The organism is Nocardia shimofusensis NBRC 100134 (genome assembly GCF_001613125.1).
In the GTDB taxonomy this organism is placed as follows: Bacteria; Actinomycetota; Actinomycetes; order Mycobacteriales; family Mycobacteriaceae; genus Nocardia; species Nocardia shimofusensis.
The window spans coordinates 262987-282730 of record NZ_BDBT01000006.1 but is presented as its reverse complement, the minus strand read 5'-3'; the positions used below and the strand labels follow the sequence as shown (position 1 = coordinate 282730).

Annotated in this window: 17 protein-coding genes, 1 tRNA gene and 1 pseudogene; 4 read left to right on the top strand and 15 right to left on the bottom strand. The window is 66.7% G+C overall.

The features are described from left to right. Position 1 precedes the first annotated feature (1 nt). Positions 2-892, bottom strand: a complete 891-nt coding sequence (locus NS3_RS09490) for a DUF5131 family protein (RefSeq protein WP_067856837.1) — start codon at positions 890-892, stop codon at positions 2-4. 147 nt (positions 893-1039) lie between these two features. On the opposite strand from NS3_RS09490, the gene NS3_RS30700 reads away from it, so the two are divergent. Continuing rightward, positions 1040-1546, top strand: a complete 507-nt coding sequence (locus NS3_RS30700; protein WP_245649538.1) for a nucleotidyl cyclase domain-containing protein — start codon at positions 1040-1042, stop codon at positions 1544-1546. A gap of 50 nt (positions 1547-1596) precedes the next feature. On the opposite strand, the pseudogene NS3_RS30695 reads toward NS3_RS30700, so the two are convergent. From NS3_RS30695 to NS3_RS09465, 6 genes and pseudogenes are all read right to left on the bottom strand, one after another. Then, positions 1597-2256, bottom strand: a pseudogene (locus NS3_RS30695) (DUF5131 family protein); the annotation flags it as partial. Positions 2257-2485: 229 nt separating this feature from the next. After that, on the bottom strand, positions 2486-4276 hold the full coding sequence (locus tag NS3_RS28985) for a hypothetical protein (protein ID WP_157101248.1): 1791 nt from the start codon (positions 4274-4276) through the stop codon (positions 2486-2488). A 694-nt stretch (positions 4277-4970) separates the two neighbouring features. Further along, complete coding sequence (locus tag NS3_RS28980; protein WP_157101247.1) at positions 4971-6386, bottom strand: hypothetical protein; 1416 nt, start codon at positions 6384-6386, stop codon at positions 4971-4973. Continuing rightward, entirely contained in the window at positions 6383-7462 is a 1080-nt protein-coding gene (locus tag NS3_RS09475; RefSeq protein WP_218018205.1) for a tyrosine-type recombinase/integrase, read from the bottom strand. Before NS3_RS09475 ends, NS3_RS28980 begins: the two co-directional genes overlap by 4 nt. Further along, a complete protein-coding gene (locus tag NS3_RS09470) occupies positions 7459-7785 on the bottom strand; it encodes a hypothetical protein (RefSeq protein ID WP_067856829.1) in 327 nt (108 codons plus the stop codon). Before NS3_RS09470 ends, NS3_RS09475 begins: the two co-directional genes overlap by 4 nt. Before the next feature lie 241 nt (positions 7786-8026). Continuing rightward, positions 8027-8111: transfer RNA gene (locus NS3_RS09465), tRNA-Leu, on the bottom strand. Between the two features lie 210 nt (positions 8112-8321). Here NS3_RS09465 and NS3_RS09460 point away from each other — a divergent pair. Both NS3_RS09460 and NS3_RS09455 read left to right on the top strand, forming a co-directional pair. After that, on the top strand, positions 8322-10127 hold the full coding sequence (locus NS3_RS09460; RefSeq protein ID WP_067856826.1) for a multicopper oxidase family protein: 1806 nt from the start codon (positions 8322-8324) through the stop codon (positions 10125-10127). 69 nt (positions 10128-10196) lie between these two features. Further along, a complete protein-coding gene (locus NS3_RS09455; RefSeq protein ID WP_084495241.1) occupies positions 10197-10724 on the top strand; it encodes a pyridoxamine 5'-phosphate oxidase family protein in 528 nt (175 codons plus the stop codon). 27 nt (positions 10725-10751) lie between these two features. Here NS3_RS09455 and NS3_RS09450 read toward each other — a convergent pair whose 3' ends face one another. Beyond that, positions 10752-12488 (bottom strand): sensor histidine kinase, encoded by a 1737-nt coding sequence (locus tag NS3_RS09450; protein WP_067856941.1) that lies wholly within the window; start codon positions 12486-12488, stop codon positions 10752-10754. A 66-nt stretch (positions 12489-12554) separates the two neighbouring features. Beyond that, positions 12555-13202 (bottom strand): response regulator, encoded by a 648-nt coding sequence (locus tag NS3_RS09445; RefSeq protein ID WP_067856823.1) that lies wholly within the window; start codon positions 13200-13202, stop codon positions 12555-12557. A 177-nt stretch (positions 13203-13379) separates the two neighbouring features. On the opposite strand from NS3_RS09445, the gene NS3_RS09440 reads away from it, so the two are divergent. Further along, positions 13380-14375: an Acg family FMN-binding oxidoreductase gene (locus NS3_RS09440; protein ID WP_067856820.1), complete on the top strand. Its 996-nt coding sequence runs from the start codon at positions 13380-13382 to the stop codon at positions 14373-14375. A gap of 193 nt (positions 14376-14568) precedes the next feature. Here the strand turns inward: NS3_RS09440 and NS3_RS09435 are convergent, their stop codons facing one another. The 6 genes from NS3_RS09435 to NS3_RS09415 all read right to left on the bottom strand — a co-directional run bounded on the left by NS3_RS09435 (position 14569) and on the right by NS3_RS09415 (position 19732). Continuing rightward, entirely contained in the window at positions 14569-15498 is a 930-nt protein-coding gene (locus NS3_RS09435) for a universal stress protein (protein ID WP_067856817.1), read from the bottom strand. Positions 15499-15629: 131 nt separating this feature from the next. Further along, positions 15630-16058 carry a nitroreductase/quinone reductase family protein gene (locus NS3_RS09430; RefSeq protein WP_067856938.1) on the bottom strand — a complete coding sequence of 143 codons (429 nt, stop codon included), beginning with the start codon at positions 16056-16058 and terminating at the stop codon, positions 15630-15632. Positions 16059-16215: 157 nt separating this feature from the next. Then, positions 16216-16617, bottom strand: a complete 402-nt coding sequence (locus NS3_RS29985; protein WP_281205250.1) for an RNA-guided endonuclease InsQ/TnpB family protein — start codon at positions 16615-16617, stop codon at positions 16216-16218. 23 nt (positions 16618-16640) lie between these two features. Beyond that, positions 16641-17363, bottom strand: coding sequence for an RNA-guided endonuclease InsQ/TnpB family protein (locus NS3_RS29980; RefSeq protein WP_245649534.1), 723 nt, complete (start codon positions 17361-17363; stop codon positions 16641-16643). A gap of 195 nt (positions 17364-17558) precedes the next feature. Next, positions 17559-18065 (bottom strand): hypothetical protein, encoded by a 507-nt coding sequence (locus NS3_RS28975; RefSeq protein WP_157101246.1) that lies wholly within the window; start codon positions 18063-18065, stop codon positions 17559-17561. A 215-nt stretch (positions 18066-18280) separates the two neighbouring features. Then, positions 18281-19732, bottom strand: coding sequence for an aldehyde dehydrogenase (locus tag NS3_RS09415; protein ID WP_067856810.1), 1452 nt, complete (start codon positions 19730-19732; stop codon positions 18281-18283). Between the last annotated feature and the right edge of the window lie 12 nt (positions 19733-19744).

Sequence of the window (19744 nt, the reverse complement as noted above, 5' to 3'; positions counted from 1 at the left end):
CTCATCCATGGCCGACGCCCGCGGAGACGCGCGTCGGGTATTCATCCCAAGTCCTGCCGTCCAGAGACCGGCCTCCAGCCTTGGGCCGCACGCCCCCGACCTGTTTGAAGAACAGGCTGACGCGACGCTGCACGCAGCGATCCCGCAGTTCACGGACCCAATCGAGATCGAGCGGCCGAAACCCCGGCCCGGATTCGCCCCCGACGATCAGCCAGTCGATCGCGGTCAGATCCAGGCTGGGCAGCGGCCCCAGCAGCGGCTCGCATGACAGGAACCGGATCGCCGCCGGAGTTCGGCGCAATTCATCAGCGCGCCAACAGTATTCGTCGGTCTCGATCGACGTTCCCAACCACACGTTCGGCAGAGGCGCAGGGATCGCGCCGCTCAGCCGGTTGCGCGGATCGATCCATCGCAGCGCCGCATCCATGTCGTTGACCGGGATCGGCCCGTTGAAATTCTCCGCGACCTCCCAGAGCGCAGTCTTGACCTGGTCATAGAAGGCTCGGTCGGACAACAGGTTCGCCAGACGCTTGGGTCGCTTGGTCAGGACCTGGAACTGATGCCGAGGTGTCAGGGCCATCACCGCCCAGATCCGAGCCTGCGCCGCTGGTGAGACGCGGGCATGGGCGATGTCAGACATGCTGTTCACGAACACTTTCCGCGGTGAACGCCACCGCAGCGGCTCGGTGATCGCGTCGTCGTGAACGGCCACACCGAACCCAGGGCCAGAAGTTCGAGGATCACCGTCGGTCTGGTATTTCGCGGCACCCATCGCTTTGAGGCGCTTCGCCATCTTCAGCGCATAGCAGTTGTCGCAGCCCGCGCTGATCCGATCGCAGCCGGTGACCGGATTCCAGGTCACCTCGGTCCACTCGATACTCGACACGCTCACGCGACGCTCCCCGTTGAGATGTCGGCGAGCAAGGCCCGGCTAGAGGGACCTTCGCCCGCGAATCTTGCCGTGACGTGCAGAGGTCGTGGAACGATAGCCCAAGGGAATTGGATCCCGGCGACAAAGACAGACATGGGGAGAAGAATCATGGGCGGATACGGGGAACAGCCATTCGTGGTGCTTGACGGCCGCTGGGGTGCCGAAGAAGGTTCAGAATCGATAGAAGAGGATCTGAAATCCCTCAAGGGGCTTCTGGGGGCGGCAGGCGTCAAGGACATCGACATCTGCGTGCCGGGCTCGGCGTTTGGCGAACCCGTTGTTGCCGAGTTGATCGCGGGAAGCGTCGGGGTGCTAATCGCGGCAGTCCGGGTGCTACCTGAGTTCGTGAAGGCTCGCCGGACGGATATCACGGTCCGCATGGGGCGCGAAGAGGTCGTGATCTCGAACGCCGACTCGAAGGCAACAAAGGATGCGATTGACCTGATCGAGCGAGCGCTCCTACGCGAACAGACCCGACTGGAACAACCTGAGGATCTAGATGCTTCGGAGATTCCCTCAGGCCCAGATGCCTCCGGGTCAGCGCTCGCATCCCCAGAAGTGAGTCGTCCGATCCGGTTGCTACGCAAGGTACTTCGTTCGCTGAAAGCGCATTGAGCCTGCTTCAAGCTCAACGGGGCCTTCACATACGCCGTAGTGCAGAGAAGCTTGAAGAAGAACGCGACGTCCTGATCACAACAGGCGTCCCGCAGCTCGCGAACCCACACCGGATCGAGTTCGCGGTGCCTCGGACCACTCTCACCACCTGCGATCAGCCAATGCATCCCGCTCAGGTCGATCCCAGCCAATGAGTCCAGCAGCGGCTCAGCCGACACGAAACGAGTAGCGGCAGGCACCCGGCGGAGCGCGTCGAGCCGCCACAGCTGATCAGACGTCTCCACGCTCACCCCGAGCCACACATTGCTCGGCCAGGGAAGCTCAGCTGCCATGCTCGCTGCACGCTTCGGCCGTTTCGTCAGCAACTGGTAGGTATGCCGTGGGGTCGCCTCCATCACCTGGAACACCTCGCGGATGAAAGACGACGACACCCGCGCGTGGAACAGATCGGACATGGAGTTGACGAAGATGAGTCGCGGGGCCGACCAATGGTGCGGGATATCCAGCGCGGACGGATGCTCGGTGATCGCGAAGCCTGGTCCACTGGTGCGCGGGTCACCGTCGCTCTGATACTTCGGGTTGCCCATAGCCTTGAGCCGCTTCGCCAACGTCAACGCATAGCAGTTGTCGCACCCCGGACTAATGCGGTCACAACCGGTCGTCGGGTTCCACGTCGCCTGCGTCCACTCAATCCCGGTACCGTCCGCCATCCCATCAAGGTAGGCCAAGTGGGCATGCAGCAGTGCCACTCTCCCCAGACCCCCGGAAGCCCAACTGTCTGGTAGGGGGTGCCACCCGAAACTGGGCGGCCTGTTATCGCTGTGGGGGCTGTGAGCGAAGGCGCGTGCCTCGGGGAATCGCCGCCACGGCTCCACTCGATGATCGCACACCTTGCCCTTGAGTCATGTTCATAAGCTATCTCCACAGACTTTTGGAGGGTTACACCGAACGGTCCGACGATTCGATGGGCTCCAGGCGGAGATCCTTGAGTTGTCTCCAATCCGGTGAGGTACGCAGCAGCGCTGCAGGCGCGACGGAGGCGGTGACCACTCCCGTGGGCCGCTGGTAGCGCACCACGCCTCTCGGCGAAACAAGCCAGCGACCGCCGAGCCGAGGCCTGGACGAGGACTCTACATAGATCTCGTCGACTTCGATCCTTGAGATGTCCGCACTGTCGGAGTCGTGGGCACGCGCGCAGACCGCATCGACATCCAATGATGCACCTCTTTGTCTGGCCCGTCGCTGTGTGCATTCGCGAGCGACTGCTGGCGCATCGATGCCGAAAACGGGCGCAATCACATGCTTCCAACTCTTCGAGCGCGAACGAATTTTCGAGTCGCAGGACCGAGTGGTTCGTGGCATGGGGTATGCGCTTTGGGTGGCCAGCCAGGATGCCCATCGAGCGCGTTCGACGCGATGTCGGGTGATGGTGGTGTGACGTAGTTCGACTAGGCCGTGGTCGCGCGCGATGCGATCCAGGCTGATGATGCCGACGCGCACGATGCCGCGCGCATGTTGGATCAGGCCGCTCGTGGTCAGTGTTGCGAGGGCACGGTAGCCACTGCTGGGTGCCATCCCCGCTGCGCGGAAAGCGTCGCGGGGCGTGGTGGTGCCGTCGAGGATGGTTTCGTAGAGGCGTCGGCAATGCAGGCCGAGTACGCGCCAGGCTGGGGATACAGCCTCGACCCGAGCGCGCGCAATGCTCGCGTCACCGACCCGGCCGGTAATGCGATCGAGCGCGGGGCTCGCAAGGACGTACAGGTCAGCGTGGAGACCGCTGCCCTTGCGAAGTCGCTCGAGCGGTGCGCCAGCGATCGCACGGATGTCACGCAGGGTCTGCCAGACAGTGGTTTCGGGAAGGCCGCCGGCTATGAGTGACAGTGAGCGGCCGCCGAATTCGACAGTCGGTGATCCTTGATAGTGGGTGGGCTTGAGGGTGCTGGCGTAGGCGACAGCTTGCAGGACAGCGTGCACGGTCCACCGTTTCGGTGAGTGTGGCCATTGCGCGTCGGTCCACCGCAGGGCAGCCGCCAGCCACCGCCGTTGGGTTTCGGCTTGTGTTGCCGAGATCCCCCCTGTGTGCCTTAGGTTCTTGTGCGCGGTAGCCGAGAATTCGTGTGCGTTCTGCGAAACCCACCGGCAAGCGGCTATCCAGTCCCGGTGAAGAGCGCGTTGTCGATAGGGCCCGTAGCGGATGTAGGCGTTGGCGAGTCCGTCCCAAGAGCCTCCATTGGCAGGAAGTTCGGCCATGACGTCGGCGAGGCTGTAGCCGCGCAGTGCGGCGGTGGCGAGCACGGATTGACGGGCGGCGGATCGATCGAGCCGTCCGTCGGCAGCCCGCCAGCGATCTCCGCTGGCACGGCCATTGCGCGCGAAATCCAACACCGCGGCCGGTATCGGGCTTGACCGTCGCAAAGAAGCACGCAATCGCGCGTGATCGCCGCCGTCCTCCCAGATCTGACTCCGATCGGTGTTTCGGGCGCTGCGCGCGTCGCGCGCGATTGCCTCTGCCTCGGCGTCGGCCGCGCGCGCCGCTAAGGCATCCACCGACGTGAAGGTGGCAGCGGTGGTGACCTTAAGTTCTGCTGTAAGGCGGGGCCAGAAGTCGGCTGCCGACCCGACGGTGAGAGTATGGACAGCCTCGCCCACCGAGCCGTCGAGGGTTCGGAAACCTGTGGTTCGCCATCGGCTGCCGGGTGGAGTGATGGCGCCGGCGGTGTCGTTGAGCATCGGGGTGATGTCCAGGCTGGGCAGACGAGCAGAAAGGCATCGAAGTGCCGGCTCGAGTTGGCTGCGCGTGAGCGATAGCCCCTTAGGGAGGGGCACAAGTATGTGTCTGCCACCGGCGGGCGAGCGATCGGTCACGGTGCGAGCGCCACACGACTTCAGCAACGACAGACAGGTGTGGAAGTCTCGGTCGACGACTGCAGGGCTGTGATCGTGCTTCGCGTCGAAGTCCAGAACCAGCAGTCGGGTCCGTCGATGCAGGTACACAGGTAGCGCAGCCGCCGTGCGCGGGAGCTTTCTGGTCAGGGTCCGCGCGCGGTCGCAGTAGCGGCCCGTGACGGGGTCCCACAATCGCATGGATCGACGGGCTGCGATCAGCGGCGCTAGAGCCGCGAACACCGCAGAAGCGGTCGACAACGCTCGCTGATCCTGAGGGGCCTCGTCGGCGTCGCTCTCAACCCCCGTCGATGGATGCGCCGCTGCGCTGGCTGTAGAAGGCGCTCGGCGAAGCATGGGCGGGACGGACGGGCGAAGGTCGCTCTCCAAGGCATTTGTCATGGCCAACCTTTGTTCGCAGAAGTCGGCGGCGACCACGATCCGCGTCGGCGGATCGTGGAGCCGCTCAGTTGTCGCCCAGATGGGGCACGGGCACCTCCTGCCTAGGCAGTCACACCAGGCGACGTGCCGTCGTGGATGCCTAGGAGTTCTCCTGTGGTTGAGTTCCTCCCCGGCGCCGATGGCAGTACGGGAAGCCGAGTTCAGCTGCGCGCCCGAGGATTCGGTCGACGGTCGAGCGCGGCCAGGTCGCGTTCTGCCGCCGCGTCATCTCGGATGCGATCGATTGGGGGTTCATCCCCGATGCCGCGAGTTCGAGTATCCGCATGACTTCCTCGACAGACTTCTCAGTCCTGCGCAAGGTCACCAGCTGACGCGCGATCAACTCGAGGTCCGCATTCTCCCTCGACCTTCGACGATGGGGATCGTCGAGTTGGGGGTCCGCCGTGTGCGCCGCCGCAGCAGCTTGATCTGCGATAGCCTCGGTTTCGAAAGCGGAGTCCTGATCGTCATTGCTACGCGTGGGGTGCCGGATCTGCGCTGCTGAACGGTCTGCGATGGCATCTCCGTTGTCGGACTCCGATGTAGTCAGGTGACTGAGCAGTTCGGCGTTGCGGTTGGCGAGCCACGAATGCAGCCACATCAGCACGACCACCATGATCGGGGCGACCGAATACTCCGCGGCCCGCCCGTAGTCGCCGCCGGCGAGGTGCGGGCCGCTGTTCAGTCCGATGGTTCCGGTGAGCAATGCGGCTTCGAAGAGCGCGATGCGAGTGCGGTCGACCTTCCTCCCGAGCCGGGCTGCTGTCGAAGCATGGCCCATCACTTCCAAGATCGGCACCGAGATCATGGCCTCGATCGCGAACGACAGCACCCAGAACAGCCACCAGGTGACATCATCGGCGCCATGGTTGGAGGTGAGATTGCGGCCGACATTGACAGCCGACCAGCACAGCCCGACCATCATGACCGCACGAAGCCGCATCGAGGAACGGGTCGCCTGGCGATGCACCAATGCCAGATGGGCGTCACGATTGGTGAACCGGTCTTGGGCGGCATGTGCACGCGCATGCCAGCGGTTCTGACGCTCCTGATCGCGCTGTAGCTGGGCATCAACGCGCCGGGAGCGTCTGCGTGCCCTGACTTCTGCCCGGAACTCACGCGTGCGTTCCGCACGTAGCAGCCTGCGCATACGACGGTGACGAGACTGCTCGGCAGCGATCTCCTCGTCGTCCATCGCCTCATACAGCTCGGGCCGATCCTGCCAGGCAACCCGAACCGCGGCCGATGTCACAAGTTGCTCGAGCCTGCTGGCGACGTGCGTCTGCCGCGGATCTACAGGGGGTCCCGTGTACTCGAGCTTGCTCACCTCGCCGGGTCCGGCGAGGGAGCCGAGCCCGCTCCCCAGCTGGTCACAGCTTCGGGGCCGATAGGGATCTGGCAGTTCGAACGGCAGCGAAGCATCCTCGGCTGCGACCTGTCCGTGCAGCGAAGGATCTATGGGAGAGGTGAACTCCCTCGCGCCCAGGTCGGTGTGGAGGGACATGCGGAGAGTCATCGGGAATCTCCCTGAACGGCGGTGAGCTCCTGGCGTGTCGGTGCTGCCAATGCAGGAGAAGCGGCCACGAGGGGATGTGGTTCACCAGTGAGATGAGCAACCGCGGCGGCCACCTCCTCGAGCGTGGCGGTGGTGTAGCGCGCGGTAGTGCTACCGCTGGATCGGCTGTGACGGGCGAAAGCCGAAGCAACGGCCCCGCCGTGGTGGCGCTCGACCCAGGTAATCGTGGTGTGCCGCAACCAATGGGCCGACACACCGTGGGCATGGACCCAGGGCAGGTGCTCGCCGAGTCGCTCGAACAGGCGGTCGTAGTACCGGCGCGTGATCGGTCGACCCGAGCGAGCACGCAAGAGCTGGGATTGTGGATCGGCACCTCGCTGCTCGGCGTGGCGACACAACGCACGCATCAGCGTCGGCGACACCGGCTGCCACAGCATCGTGCCGCCCTTCTCCCGCAACAAGATCAGCGACTGGACCGGGTCCAGGTCCTGGGGCCGCAATGCCAGGGCGCCGCCGCGTCGGCACGCGGTCTCGGTGTGCAGGCGCAGCAACAGCGCGTCCAGTGCGGGGTCACGGGCGATGGCCACTGCCTCGCGCACGAGTTCGGCGAGCAGGTGCACGGGCAACCCTCGCCGGTTCGACGGCTGCTGCTTGGGGCGCCGCAGTCGAGTGGTGGGATTGTCGCGAGGATCGATGACCCGGTTGTCCTCGGCGTGCAGGTACAGCCGCCGCAGGCTGTCGATGACGTGGCGGATGACATCGTTGCCGCCGCGGTCACTGCGGCGGATCACCCGTACCTGTCGGATCTGCTCACACAAGTCACGCAGGTCCGCGGTCGTCGGCTCGGTGAGGGCCTTCTCGGCCCACCCGGCCTGAGCGAGAATCTTGTTCCAGTAGGTCGACAGATGATCACGCGTCTTGCCCGCAGGGATCGAGGCCGCCACCACGGGGATGTACTCGGCGAACGTGGGAACCTGGTGCGGCGGGCCGGTGCGGGTGAGTTCGTCGACGGTGACACCCAGCCGTTCCATCATCATCCGCACCGCGGTCACATCGGCGTCGGTGCGCGCGTTCACCGGCCACCCCCTTCGGCGAAGCGGCGAGCCAGGATATCGTCGAGCACCTGCGCCGGGTAGACCACCAGCAGTCCCAGGTCGAGGTCGGCGGCCAGCAGTACCCGGTCCCCGATCGCGATGCCCGCCGCCTCACGCGCGCGAGCGGGCAGCGACAAATACCCGCTCTTCCACACGCCTTGCTTGCCGAAGTTGCGGCGATTGATCACGACCAGTCCACCCACGACCCGCCACGACAGCAGATCGCCAGGCTCCCACCCCAACGCCGCGAGTGCCGCCCGGTCACCGATACGGCCGTTGCCGTCGACGATGCGGATGCTGTGCACGGCCGTCCGCCGAGACGATTGCTCAACATTCGCCAGAGGTAGGCCCCGGTCGGCGGTAGCCAGGCCTGGAGCGCCAGCGAACACCTCACCGATGAGTGATGCCTGAACAGGCGACAGTGTGTCGTCAATCACAAGTTTCACCCCCTTGAGGGGTGAAACCGCAGGTCGCGACGACCGGAGAAAAATGGGTGTCAGGACAGTGTCCGGACACCGGATTCGGTGCAGTTCTGCGCAGTTCTTGTGTCCGGAGGGGGACTTGAACCCCCACGCCCTAATACGGGCACTAGCACCTCAAGCTAGCGCGTCTGCCATTCCGCCACCCGGACCGGTGATGCTCAGCAAGGTTATCGGATACGGCTTCGCGGACCAAATCGCGGGTCGGCGAATCGGCATCTGTCGATATTTTGCCAGGTCAGCGGGCTAGCGGCCGAGACGGAGGGGGAGGGCCGCCGAGCCCGGGAACCTCGGGGGTGACCATACTTAATGGTATGGTCACCCCCGCCGACAGTGGCGTCGGGGTACGGAGGGCTAGCGGGATGGACAGGCCGATCGGGCGCCGGGAGGTGCTGCGCGGTGCGGGCGCGGTGGCGGCAGCTGGGGCGTTGGGCGGATTCGCGGGGAAGGCGGCGGCGGAGCCGATCGAGGTCGAGAGTCCGCTGCTGTTCCATTCGCCGGAGGTGGAGAAATTCGTCGACGAGCTGCCGCGGATTCCGGTGGTGCGGGGGTCGCGGCTGGATATCGAGGCTTCGACGACGACGCACCGGTTCCATCGGGATCTGCCGGAGGCGCCGGCGTTCGGCTACAACGGGCAGTCGTATCTGGGACCGACGATCGAACATCATCGAGACGAGCCGTTGCATGTGCGGTTCAGCAACACGATCGGCGCGCATCCATTCGCGGCGGATCTGGACACCAGCGTCCACGGGGTGCAGGAGAGCTGGCGGACCGCGCCGCCGACGTCGCTGCACCTGCACGGGGGTGTGACGCCGCCCGGCAGTGACGGGCATCCGGAGAACACGGTGATGCCGGGGCAGAGTATCGACCACAGCTATCCGCTGCGCCAAGAGGCCGGGACGCTGTGGTATCACGATCATCCGATGGGCATCACCCGCGCCAATGTGTATGCGGGGCTGGCGGGGATGATGTTGCTGCGGGACGAGTTCGACACAGGGGAGTCGGACAACACACTCGGGCTGCCCTCAGGGGAGTTCGAGATGCCTTTGGTGTTGCAGGAGAAGATCTTCCGGCCGGATGGGCAGCAGAACATCCGGACGACGGCGATGGTGCCGGAGGGACGGTGGGAGGGCGGCGGCGCGGGCGATACCGGGGTGGTGAACGGGAAGCTGTGGCCGCGGATGCCGGTCGCGCGAGGGCTCTACCGGTTCCGCACGATCAATGCCTCGCAGTTCAGTACCTGGAATCTGTTCTTCGGCAATCGGATGCGGTTCTGGGTGATCGGCAACGAGCACGGGTTGCTCGACGCGCCGGTGCCGGTGCAGAACTTCCGGTTGGCGGCCGGTGAGCGGATCGATCTGCTGGTCGATTTCTCGGGGCTGGCACCGGGGGAGAGCGTCGAGTTGTGCAACGACGAGGAGCCGGTTTTCCAGGCACGGCTGATCGGGCAGGTGGGGATGCCGGTGTTCTGCCGGTTCACCGCCGAGGAGCGGCGCGGGTTCACCGGGGCGGTGCCGGAGCGGTTGCGTGGTGAGCGCAGGCAGTCGGCGGTGTTGCCGGGGCTGGAGACGCCCACGGTGGTTCGCAACATCACCCTGAGTCAGCCTTACGAGCTGCGGATACCGCCGTCGATCATGACGTTGAACAATCTGCGCTATTCCGATCCCGACATCGAGATGCCTCGTCAGGGCACGGTCGAACAATGGAATTTCATCAATGTCACCCCTGATCCGCATCCGATCCACATTCATCTGGTGACGTTCCGCATCCTGGATCGCACGCCGTTGCGCACCCTGGACTATCAGGCCGCGAACATCCAGCCGCCCATCGGTATTCGGTGGAATCCGTCGGCGGAGGGGTTCCTGGCGGGCCCGCCGGTGGCTGCGGCGCCGTGGGAGCGGGGATGGAAGGACATCGTGCGGGTCGACGGCGGCACGGTCACCCGGATCCTGGTGCGCATTCCGACCGCCGACGAACTCGGGTTCGATCCGGACGCGTCGTTCACGCCGCTGAATCCCGCGGCGGGCGGGGGTCACGGGTCGAGCGGGCGGCATGAGGTGCACAACGGGGTGGACCACAGCAAGGATCTGCGCGGCTATGTGTGGCACTGCCACATCCTCGATCACGAGGATCACGACATGATGCTCCGGCTTCGTTTCGTGCCCTGACCACGGTGTCCAGGGGTGCCGGAGGTGATGACCTTCGGCACTGTGCCGGGTGCGGCCGCGGATGGTGCCATGGAGTTCGCAGCGACCAGTAGACAGCAGAAAGCGGGGCAGATCGTGAGTCAGCCCGAGTGCGATCCCGAGTTCGGCGAGGCGCCGCGCGGCACCGTCGAGCTGAGCCGCGCCGAGGCCATGCGGCGGCTGGCGAGCGTGCCGTTCGGGCGCATCGTGTTCACCCGCGACGCGCTTCCGGCGGTGCGGCCGGTGAATCATCTGGTGGACAGGCAGCTGATCATCGTGCGCACCGGCTTGTCCACCGGGTTGTCGAATTCGGTGCGTTCGGCGCGGTCGGTGGTGGTCGCCTACGAGGCCGACGAGATCGATCCGGTGCGCAGGCTGGGCTGGTCGGTGGTGGTCACCGGCGTGGCGCGGCCGGTGACCGACGCGAGGCTGCTCGAGGAGTACCGGCACCGGCTGCGGCCGTGGGTGAACAGTGCCGCCGACGAGGTGGTGGCGATCGAGCCGACCCTGGTCAACGGCATCGAACTGGTGGGCGGGCGGGCGCTGCGGCTGTCGCGGCCGTCCGCGCGGGGCGCATGATCACAGATCGCGCGGGGCGCGGTGTGATCAGGGAAGAGGCACCGACCAGCGGATGACGGTGCCGCCCTCGGGGACGCGTTCGGCGCTGAACTTGCCGCCGGCTTTCTCGGCGCGGGCGGCCATATTGGCCAGTCCGCTGTGGCGCTCGAGCTGGTCGGGCAGGCCGATGCCGTTGTCGGCGACCTCGAGTTCGACGTCGTCGCGGATGGTCAGGCGCACCGACAGCGCGGTCGCCTGGGCGTGGCGGACGACATTGCTGACCGCTTCGCGCAATATCGCCTCCACGTCGTCGAACATCGACGGCGCGAGCACCGACACCGGGCCGGACATGCGCATGGTGGTGCGCAACTCGGTGTTCTCGGTCATCTCGGCGAGGACCGCGTGCAGGCGCTTGCGCAGCGCCGGAGTTTCGGCAGCGGTGCTCGAGTGCAGGTCGAAGATGGAGTGACGGATGTCCTGGACGATGGACTGCACGTCGTTGACGGTGTCCATCAGCCGCGACTTGATCTCCGGGGAGCGGGCGCGCGAGACGGTGCTCTGCAGCGACAGTCCGACCGCGAAGAGCCGTTGGATGACGTGATCGTGCAGGTCGCGGGCGATACGGTCACGTTCGGAGACGACGTCGAGTTCACGCATCCGACGCTGAGTCGAGGCCATCTGCAGGGCGAGGGCGGCCTGGTCGGCGAAGGCGCTCATCATGGCCTGGCCCGCGGCGTCCACCGGGGGCAGGCCCAGGGGGCGGATGGTGGTGAGCAGACCGACGACGGAGTTGCCCACGCGCAACGGCAGCGTGAGCACCGGACCGTAGTCGACGGAGGGCGCGTACGCGAGGGCGTCGGCGGGGTCGACGGCCAGCGGGCTGCCGTCGCGGAAGACGATGCCGGTGTCGGATTCGTCCACGGGCAGCCTGCGCCCGGTGAGTGCCGCGGCGTCGGCTCCTGCCGCGGCGACGACGACGAGTTCGGTGACTTCCTCGCCGGGCAGGTCGGGGTCTTCGGGCAGAGCCAGGAAGGCGCATGCCGAGCGGGTCAGCGTCTGGGCGCGTTCGGTGATGACGGTGAACACCTCGTGGGGTTCGCCGCCTGCCAGCAATTCGGTGGCGACTTCCTGGGTGGCTTCCAGCCACAGCTGCCTGATGCGTGATTCCTCGTAGAGGCGGGCGTTGGCGATCGCGATGCCGGCCGCGGCGGCAAGTGCCTGCACGACCACTTCGTCGTCCTCGGTGAATTCCTGACCGCCGGATTTCTCGGTCAGATACAGGTTGCCGAACACGTCGCCGCCGACCTGGACGGGGACGCCGAGAAAGGTGCGCATCGGCGGGTGATGGGCGGGGAAGCCGACCGAGGACGGGTGGGTGGACATGTCGGCCAGGCGAAGTGGGCGCGGGTCGGCGATGAGCAGGCCGAGCACACCGTGGCCGCGGGGCAGATCGCCGATGCGCACGCGGGTGCGGTCGTCGATGCCTTCGTAGACGAATTCGGCGAGTTCTCTGGCATCGGGATCGCTTTCGCGCACACCGAGCGCACCGTACTTGGCGTCGACGAGTTCGATGGCGGTGTGCACGATGGTGCGCAGGGTGTTGTCCAGGTCCAGGCCGGAGGTGACCACGAGCATCGCTTCGATGAGGCGGTCCATCTGGTCGCGGACCCCGACGATCTCGGTGATCCGCTCCTGCACCTCGGCGAGGAGTTCACGCAGCCGGGACTGGGCCAGGGTCTCGATCACCGGTGGTCGATCGCCCGAGTGCGGCGAGGAGCCTTCCATGTCCTGCATCCTCTCACTTCCGCCCTGGGCTGCCGATCCGACGGTGAGCGGGCGCCGATCGCCGGATCACGGTTTGCGCGTGGGTTGTTCGAGTTTGGCCGCCAGCACCGCGGCCTGGGTGCGCCGCTCCACACCGAGTTTGGTCAGCAGGCGCGAGACATAGTTCTTGACGGTCTTCTCCGCCAGGAACATTCGTCCCGCGATCTGCCGGTTCGTCAGCCCCTCGCCGAGCAGCGACAGCAGTGTGCGTTCCTGATCGGTGAGGGTGGACAGCGGGCCGGTGTCGGCCTCGGCTTCGGCGCGGAGTTTGGCCATCAGGGCAGCGGCGGCGCGGTTGTCGAGCAGGGATTTGCCCGCGCCGATCGCGCGCACGGCGTCGACGAGGTCGGTGGTGCCGATGTCCTTGACGACATAGCCGCTGGCGCCGGCGAGGATCGCGTCCAGCATGGCCTGTTCGTCGGTGAAGGAGGTCAGGATCAGGCACCTCAGTTTGCCGCCGTGGGAGAGCAGTTCCCGGCACAACTCGATGCCGTTGCCGTCGGGCAGGCGCACATCGAGCACCGCCACGTCCGGGTCGAGCGCGGGGATGCGCGCGAGCGCCTGCGCCGCGTCGGCGGCCTCACCGATCACTTCCATGTCGGCTTCGGCGTCGATGAGGTCGGCTACGCCACGCCGCACAATGGCGTGATCGTCGACCAGAAACACCTTGACCATCGCCTGAGTCCCTTCTCTCGATGGGCTCAGCCTACGCAGGTCGCTCCGGCGTCATGAAGCGATATCGGAGGTCCGGTAGATCCGGCAACCGAAGTCCCCGACACCGGGGACATGATGCCCTTACCGGGAGCTGACCGCCGATGCGACGGTGGCGGGAACTCTCACGAAGGACGGACCATGCTGCGCGGACAGCCCGACGACACGACGATCGCCACGGCGCTCGCGTTGGCCGGGCGCGCGCCGTCGGTGCACAACATCCAGCCGTGGCGGTGGCGGGCGGACCGGCAGGGAATCCAGTTGTTCCTCGACACCGAGCGTTCGTTGCCGCACACCGACCCGGACCTGCGCGATGTGGTGATCAGTTGCGGTGCGGCGCTGCACCATGTCACGGTGGCGTTCGCGGCGATGGGCTGGGCGACGGTGGTGACCCGGATGCCCGATCCGCGCAATCCCGATCATCTGGCCTCGATCCGGTTGGTCACGCACCGAGCGACCACGCAGGACGTGGAGATGAGCGCGATGATCCCGCGGCGGCGCACCGACCGGCGGCACTACAAGGCGGTGCCGTTGCCGCCGGGATATCTGGGGTTGCTGACCGAGCGGGCGGGTGCGTTGGGCGCGATGGTGCGACTGGTCGACGACAAGGCACGGGACCGCTTGGTCGCCGCGGCGCGGGCCGCAGCCGAACGCCATGCCGAGGATCCCGACTACCGCTGGGAGCTGGCACTGTGGTCCGGCCGCTACAGCAGTGACGACGGGGTGCCCGCGCGAAACACGCCCGCGCCGCGCGCGATCGACGACCTGCCCGCGCGCCGGTTCGGATCCCCCCGGCTGCGCGATGCCCCCGCCGAGGCCGATCACGCCGATGTGCTGGTGCTGGGCACGCCGTCCGACGACCGATCGGCGCGACTTCAGGCGGGGGAGGCGTTGAGTTCGGTATTGCTGACCGCCACCAATATCGGTTTGGCGACGTGCCCGTTGACCGAGCCGTTGGAGGTGCACGCGCAACGTGAGCGCATCCGCCGCGGGGTGCTCAACGGGGCGGCACATCCGCAGGCCTGTCTGCGGATCGGGTGGGCGCCGGACACCGAGGATCCGCTGCCGCGCACGCCGAGGCGGGCGGTGACCGACATGCTCGTCGGTGACCGGCCTCGACTGTCCCGACCGTCCTGAGCGTTCGCCTCCTCGACGCGCTCGTCTCCACGGCGGACCCGCTGCCGACGCCGACCCGCTCGCCGCGCCGAGCCGGTGCGGATCAGTTCGTCATCGGTCGAGCGGCGAGCCTATCGACAGGCTGTGCGATGTCGCCGAGTCGATCGCGGGCACCCGCACGCCGCCGTGACCGACGATGCGGGCGCCCACGGCTTCACTGCGGTGAGACCGAGCCGGGATGTACGACCATGACGGGGCAGTGCGCCTGCTGGACGAGCGCATTGCTGGTGGAGCCGAGCAGCAGGCGCCGGAATCCACCGCGCCCGCGACTGCCGACGACCACCAGTTGCGCCGGTTTGGACCATTCGATGAGATGGTGGCGCGGGCCGGACAGATACGCCTTGCGGGCGACTCGCACCTGCGGATATTTCTCGTCCCAGCCGGCCAATTGTTCGGCGAGCAGGTCGCGGGAGGCGGTTTCGATCTTCTGGTCGTCGATGGTGTCGGGCAGACCGGTGAGCTGTTCGAAACGCAGATCGCTCCAGCAGTGCACGGCGATGAGAGTGGTGCGGCGCTCGGCGGCTTCGGCGAAGGCAGCGCCGATGGCGGCCTGGTTGTGCTCGCCGCCGCCGTCGATGCCGACGACGACCGGGCCGGTGCGGCGGACGTGGAGTTCGCCGCCCGGAGCCCGCACCACGACCACGGCGCCGCGACCGTGCGCGACGACCGCGGACACCGTCGAGCCGAGGTAGCCGAGGACCCCGGCGTTGCCGGTGCCGAGGACGGTGCACAGTGCGGATGTGGAGCGGTCGGTGAGCACTTCGGCGGCCGAGCCCTCGACGAGTTCGGTGTCGACGGCGAGACCGGGTGCGGTTTCGACGGCGAGTTGTTGTGCCGCGGCGAGGTATTCGACGCCCTGCGCGCGCAGTTCGGTGGTGACCGAGGGGATGAGCCGGTCGTTGGGGGCGAAAACCGTGCGGGTGGCGACCAGGTCCAGCGCGTGGACCAGATGCAGGCGCCTGCGGCGGGCCAGGGCGACTTCGGCCGCCCAGCGCACCGCCAGATCACTTGCCGCCGAGTCGTCGACGCCGACGACGAGTGGGGCGGTGTGCCGGTCCTGCCCGCTGTTGTGCTGTCCGACCATGAGAGGCGCTTCCTTACCGAAGGCGGTGGTGATGCTCTCAGGCTAGGAATTGTGACGGTCGCCGCACGGCGGCCGGAGGTCCCCGGGTCCGGGGCCGAAGGCCACCCTTCCCGGGGATCAGGGCGAGGTGGTCAGGCGCGGCGCAGGGCGATGACCGGAATAATGCGGATACCTTCGGTTTTGGTGGCGTAGTCGCCGAATCCCGGCATGCGCCTTACTTGCTCGGCGAAGAGACGGTCCCGGTCGGGCCCGGTGATCTCGGTGACGGTGACGGGGTAGCGTTCGGTGCCGCGTTCGATCTCGGTGCGGCCGGCGACGACCAGGTTGTGGTACCAGTCGGGGTGGGTGGGGGCGCCGGCTTTGCTGGCGAAGACGTAGATGAGGTCGGGGTCGTGCTCATCGGGCAGGTAGACCAGCGGGGTGAGCAGTTCGCGACCGGACTTGCGGCCGCGGTGGTGCACCAGGACCATCGGCGCCCCTTCGAACGGTCCGCCGACCCGGCCCTCGTTGGCACGGAATTCCTCGATGATGCCGGTGTTCCAGTCGTTGGTATCGGTCATGCCGTCCATCCTTCCGGTGACGGCAGCCGCATGCCAGGCCGGTGCGGTGGTGTCGGCCTGCCGTTGACGTCCTCCCGGCCATGAATGGCAGGGATTCCTACCAGCACCCAGGCGGGCGCTCTCGGTGGGTTCCTGTTTCACCGGGACTCGCCCTCCGCTACGCGGCTGGACTTACGGTCCCTCCACAAGCGTTTAACCTCTCGGCCCGCCCGGCCGCGAGGATGTTGACCGCCGCGTTCATGTCACGATCGTGAGTCACACCGCACCCACAAGTCCATTCACGCACGTGCAAAGGCTTCTTGTCCCCGACCACCCCACAGTGCGAACACATGCGGGTGGAAGGCAACCAGCGGTCCACCTCGGCGAACGTCCGCCCCCACGTGCGGGCTTTCTCCTCCAACATGGTCACGAACATCGACCAGCCCGCATCGTGAACCGACTTCGCCAACCGGGTGCGGGCCAGACCCCTCACACACAAGTCCTCCACGAACACCGCTTGGTTCTCGCGAATGATCCGTGTCGAATGCTTGTGCGCCCAGTCTCGCCGCGTATCCGCCACCCTGGCATGCGCACGAGCGACCTTCAGCCCCGAGCCTTCGCCCGGTTCTTCGACCCCTTCTCCTTCCGCGACAGGGCCTGCTGCGCCTTGCGTAGACGGCGTTCGGCCCGCCGCAAGAAACGCGGGGAATCGATCGTCTTGCCGTTGGACAACACCGCGAACGTCGTCAACCCCAGATCGATACCCACCTCGGTATCCAGTTCGGGCAACGGCTGACCGTCGGTCTGCACGACGAACGATGCGAAGTACCGGCCCGCCGCATCTTTGATCACCGTCACCGACGATGGATCGGACGGCAGGTTGCGCGACCACGCAACTCTCACCTCACCGATCTTCGGCAGTCGCAGCTTCCCGCCGACCGTGACCGCGAACCGGGCATTCTTCGTGAACCGGATCGCCTGCCTGCTATCCCGCCGAGACCGGAACCGAGGCAGCCCGACCCGTGCACCCTTCCGCTTCCCCGAAATCGAGGCGAAGAAGTTGCGGTAGGCGGTGTTCAGATCGGCCAACGCCTGCTGCAACACCACACTCGACACTTCACCCAGCCACGCCCGATCCGGAGTGGCCTTCGACGCGGTGAGCCGCTTCGACAACTCCGTGTCGCTGATCCGCTCACCCTTACCGAACGCCTCCATCCGGGCGGCGAGCGCGTCGTTGTACACCACCCGCGCACACCCGAACGCCCGTGCCAGCGCGATCTGCTGGCCGGGCGTCGGATAGACGCGGTAACTGTACCGAAGCTGCACGCCCAAATCTTATCACCCGGATACCGAATCATGTTCTACCACAACATGTCTCATGCTCCGGTCTACGGCACACTCGGGCCTCTAGGCCCTCCCGCGTGGGCTTTCACCACCGCCCTGAAGGGCGGCGCACTGGCCCACATTTCGGTAGCAGGGCGGCTGGACGCACGGCTTCGAGTTCGACGGCGCGGCCCGAGTTCAGCCAGCGGCGTTCGCTGTCGTCGAGTGCGATCGTCCCGGAAAGCGGCGTGGCCTGGGAGATCGGCCCCGTATCGGTGTGGACAGGTGCAGCGATCCGGCTTGTCGTGGCCGCAGCCCGATCGACACGACCCGCGCGTTCTCCGGCAGGTCGGTGCGTGCACGGATGCGGACGGGGAAGCTCATTCCGTCGGCGCTCGCCTCGTGCAGGAGATAGACCGTGCCGGAGACACGTTCGAGCATGGCCGTCATGTCAGGGTGCAGGGGCAGTTCTGCGACGCTCGAGGACCGGGCACGCCGATTCCATCGGCAGGCCGTTGGCGCGCAGCATGTCCGCGATGGCGTGGGATGCGCAGAGGAGAAGGCGGGGCAGTCCGTAGTGGAAATCTCGGTCAACGACGGCAGATGCTTGCGCCCGGCCGCGTAATACAGTTGCCTCCCCGTGTAATACAGGTCCTGCCCGGCGCGGAGCTTGTCCACCAGCCGGCGCATCCGCTCGTCGTGCATGGCGAAGAGGTCTTCCTTCGGTTCCAGCGCGAAGGGTCTTGTGGCAGCGCGAACAGCGTCGGTCGGTGCGTTCCTTGCGTAGCAGATTCGTCTGGCAGTTCGGGCAGATCACCTTCTCATGGTCACCTACGGAGCATGATCGCGCTGCCGGTCGGTGGATCGGCTCTGCGGGACGCCGGCGGCCTCGGCCGGGTCGGTTGTCGAGGAAAGTGTCGTCATAGCAGCTCACGGACCGAGATCGAGATCGTTTCCAGGTAGCCCGCGAGACCCTCGCGACCGAATTCGCGTCCGATTCCGCTGTGCTTGACGCCGCCGAACGGCGCGACGGGGTCCATCGTGTAGGGCTGGTTGATGCCGAGGGTGCCCGTGCGGATGCGCCCGGCCAACGCCAGGCCGCGGTCGATATCCGATGTCCATACCGAGCCGGAGAGTCCGTATTCGGTGGCCTCGGCGATCTCGACGGCGTGGTCGTCGTCGGTGTAGGTGTGCACGGTCAGGACCGGACCGAAGACTTCCTCTCTGGCGATGCGCATCGAGATATCGACGTCGGCGAACACCGTCGGGCGGATGTACCACCCGCGCTCGACCGTCTCGGGTAGATCGCTGCCGCCGAGCACCAGACGCGCACCCTGTTCCCGCGCGTGTTCGATATAGCCGCGCACCCGCTGCTGGTGACGTTGCGAGACCATCGGGCCTACTCGGGTCGCCGGGTCGAAAGGATCACCGACAGTGAGGTTCTCGACTCCGACCACCAGTGCGTCGAGGAATTCGCGACGGCGGCGGTGCGGCACCAGTACCCGGGTCTGGGCCACGCACGCCTGGCCGCTGTTCATGAGTCCGGCGACGAGCATGCCCTGAGCGACATCCTCGGGATCGGCGTCATCGAGGACGACAGCGGCGGATTTGCCGCCGAGCTCCAAGCTCACCCGGCGCAGAGCCGCGCCGCATACCTCGGCGACCTGACGTCCCGCGGCGGTGGACCCGGTGAACGACACCTTGTCCACGCCCTCGTGGGCGACGAGATGGCGCCCGATGTCGCGATCGCCGGGCAGGACACTCACCACCCCGGGCGGCAGATCGAGCTCGTCGAGCAGTTCGGCCATCAAGTTGGCGTCCAGCGACGTCTCCGGGGACGGCTTGACCACGACGGCGCATCCGGCGAGCAGGGCGGGAATCAGTTTCGCCACGATCAGGAACATCGGCATGTTCCACGGAATCACCGCCGCGACGACCCCGACCGGTCGATGCTCGACCACGACGTCACTGCCGAGAAAGCCCGAGCGGGTCTCCCGCCACGGGAACTTCTCGGCGATATCGGCGAAGGCCCGCATCATGACACCGGGCAGCCGGGCGTGCGCGGAGCGCGAGAAGGTGATCGGCGCGCCCATTTCGGTGGTGATCAACCGGGCGAGCTCGTCCTCGCGGGCGGTGTAGAGCGCTGCCAGCCGGCGGATCACATCGACCCGCTCGGCCGGGTCGGTGTGTGGCCAGGGGCCGTCGTCGAATGCCGCGCGGGCGGCGGTCACCGCGCGATCGACATCGGCGGGTGAGGCTGCGGGGACACGGGCGACGAGCTGCTCGGTGTGCGGCGAGATGACCGCGATGGTGTCGGCGGTCGCGGGGGACACCCACCGCCCGCCGATGTACAGGTCCTCATAGGTCGCCATGGATATGCCGCG

Excerpts from the sequence above, each read along its gene's own strand:
- NS3_RS09430 (WP_067856938.1), bottom strand. The coding sequence starts at position 16,058 with ATGACCGATACCAACGACTGGAACACCGGCATCATCGAGGAATTCCGT.
- NS3_RS09415 (WP_067856810.1), bottom strand. The coding sequence starts at position 19,732 with ATGGCGACCTATGAGGACCTGTACATCGGCGGGCGGTGGGTGTCCCCC.
- NS3_RS09460 (WP_067856826.1), top strand. The coding sequence starts at position 8,322 with ATGGACAGGCCGATCGGGCGCCGGGAGGTGCTGCGCGGTGCGGGCGCG.
- NS3_RS09450 (WP_067856941.1), bottom strand. The coding sequence starts at position 12,488 with ATGGAAGGCTCCTCGCCGCACTCGGGCGATCGACCACCGGTGATCGAG.
- NS3_RS09455 (WP_084495241.1), top strand. The coding sequence starts at position 10,197 with ATGGAGTTCGCAGCGACCAGTAGACAGCAGAAAGCGGGGCAGATCGTG.
- NS3_RS30700 (WP_245649538.1), top strand. The coding sequence starts at position 1,040 with ATGGGCGGATACGGGGAACAGCCATTCGTGGTGCTTGACGGCCGCTGG.
- NS3_RS28975 (WP_157101246.1), bottom strand. The coding sequence starts at position 18,065 with ATGCACGACGAGCGGATGCGCCGGCTGGTGGACAAGCTCCGCGCCGGG.
- NS3_RS28980 (WP_157101247.1), bottom strand. The coding sequence starts at position 6,386 with ATGACTCTCCGCATGTCCCTCCACACCGACCTGGGCGCGAGGGAGTTC.
- NS3_RS09440 (WP_067856820.1), top strand. The coding sequence starts at position 13,380 with ATGCTGCGCGGACAGCCCGACGACACGACGATCGCCACGGCGCTCGCG.
- NS3_RS09435 (WP_067856817.1), bottom strand. The coding sequence starts at position 15,498 with ATGGTCGGACAGCACAACAGCGGGCAGGACCGGCACACCGCCCCACTC.
- NS3_RS09445 (WP_067856823.1), bottom strand. The coding sequence starts at position 13,202 with ATGGTCAAGGTGTTTCTGGTCGACGATCACGCCATTGTGCGGCGTGGC.
- NS3_RS28985 (WP_157101248.1), bottom strand. The coding sequence starts at position 4,276 with ATGCTCAACGACACCGCCGGCGCCATCACTCCACCCGGCAGCCGATGG.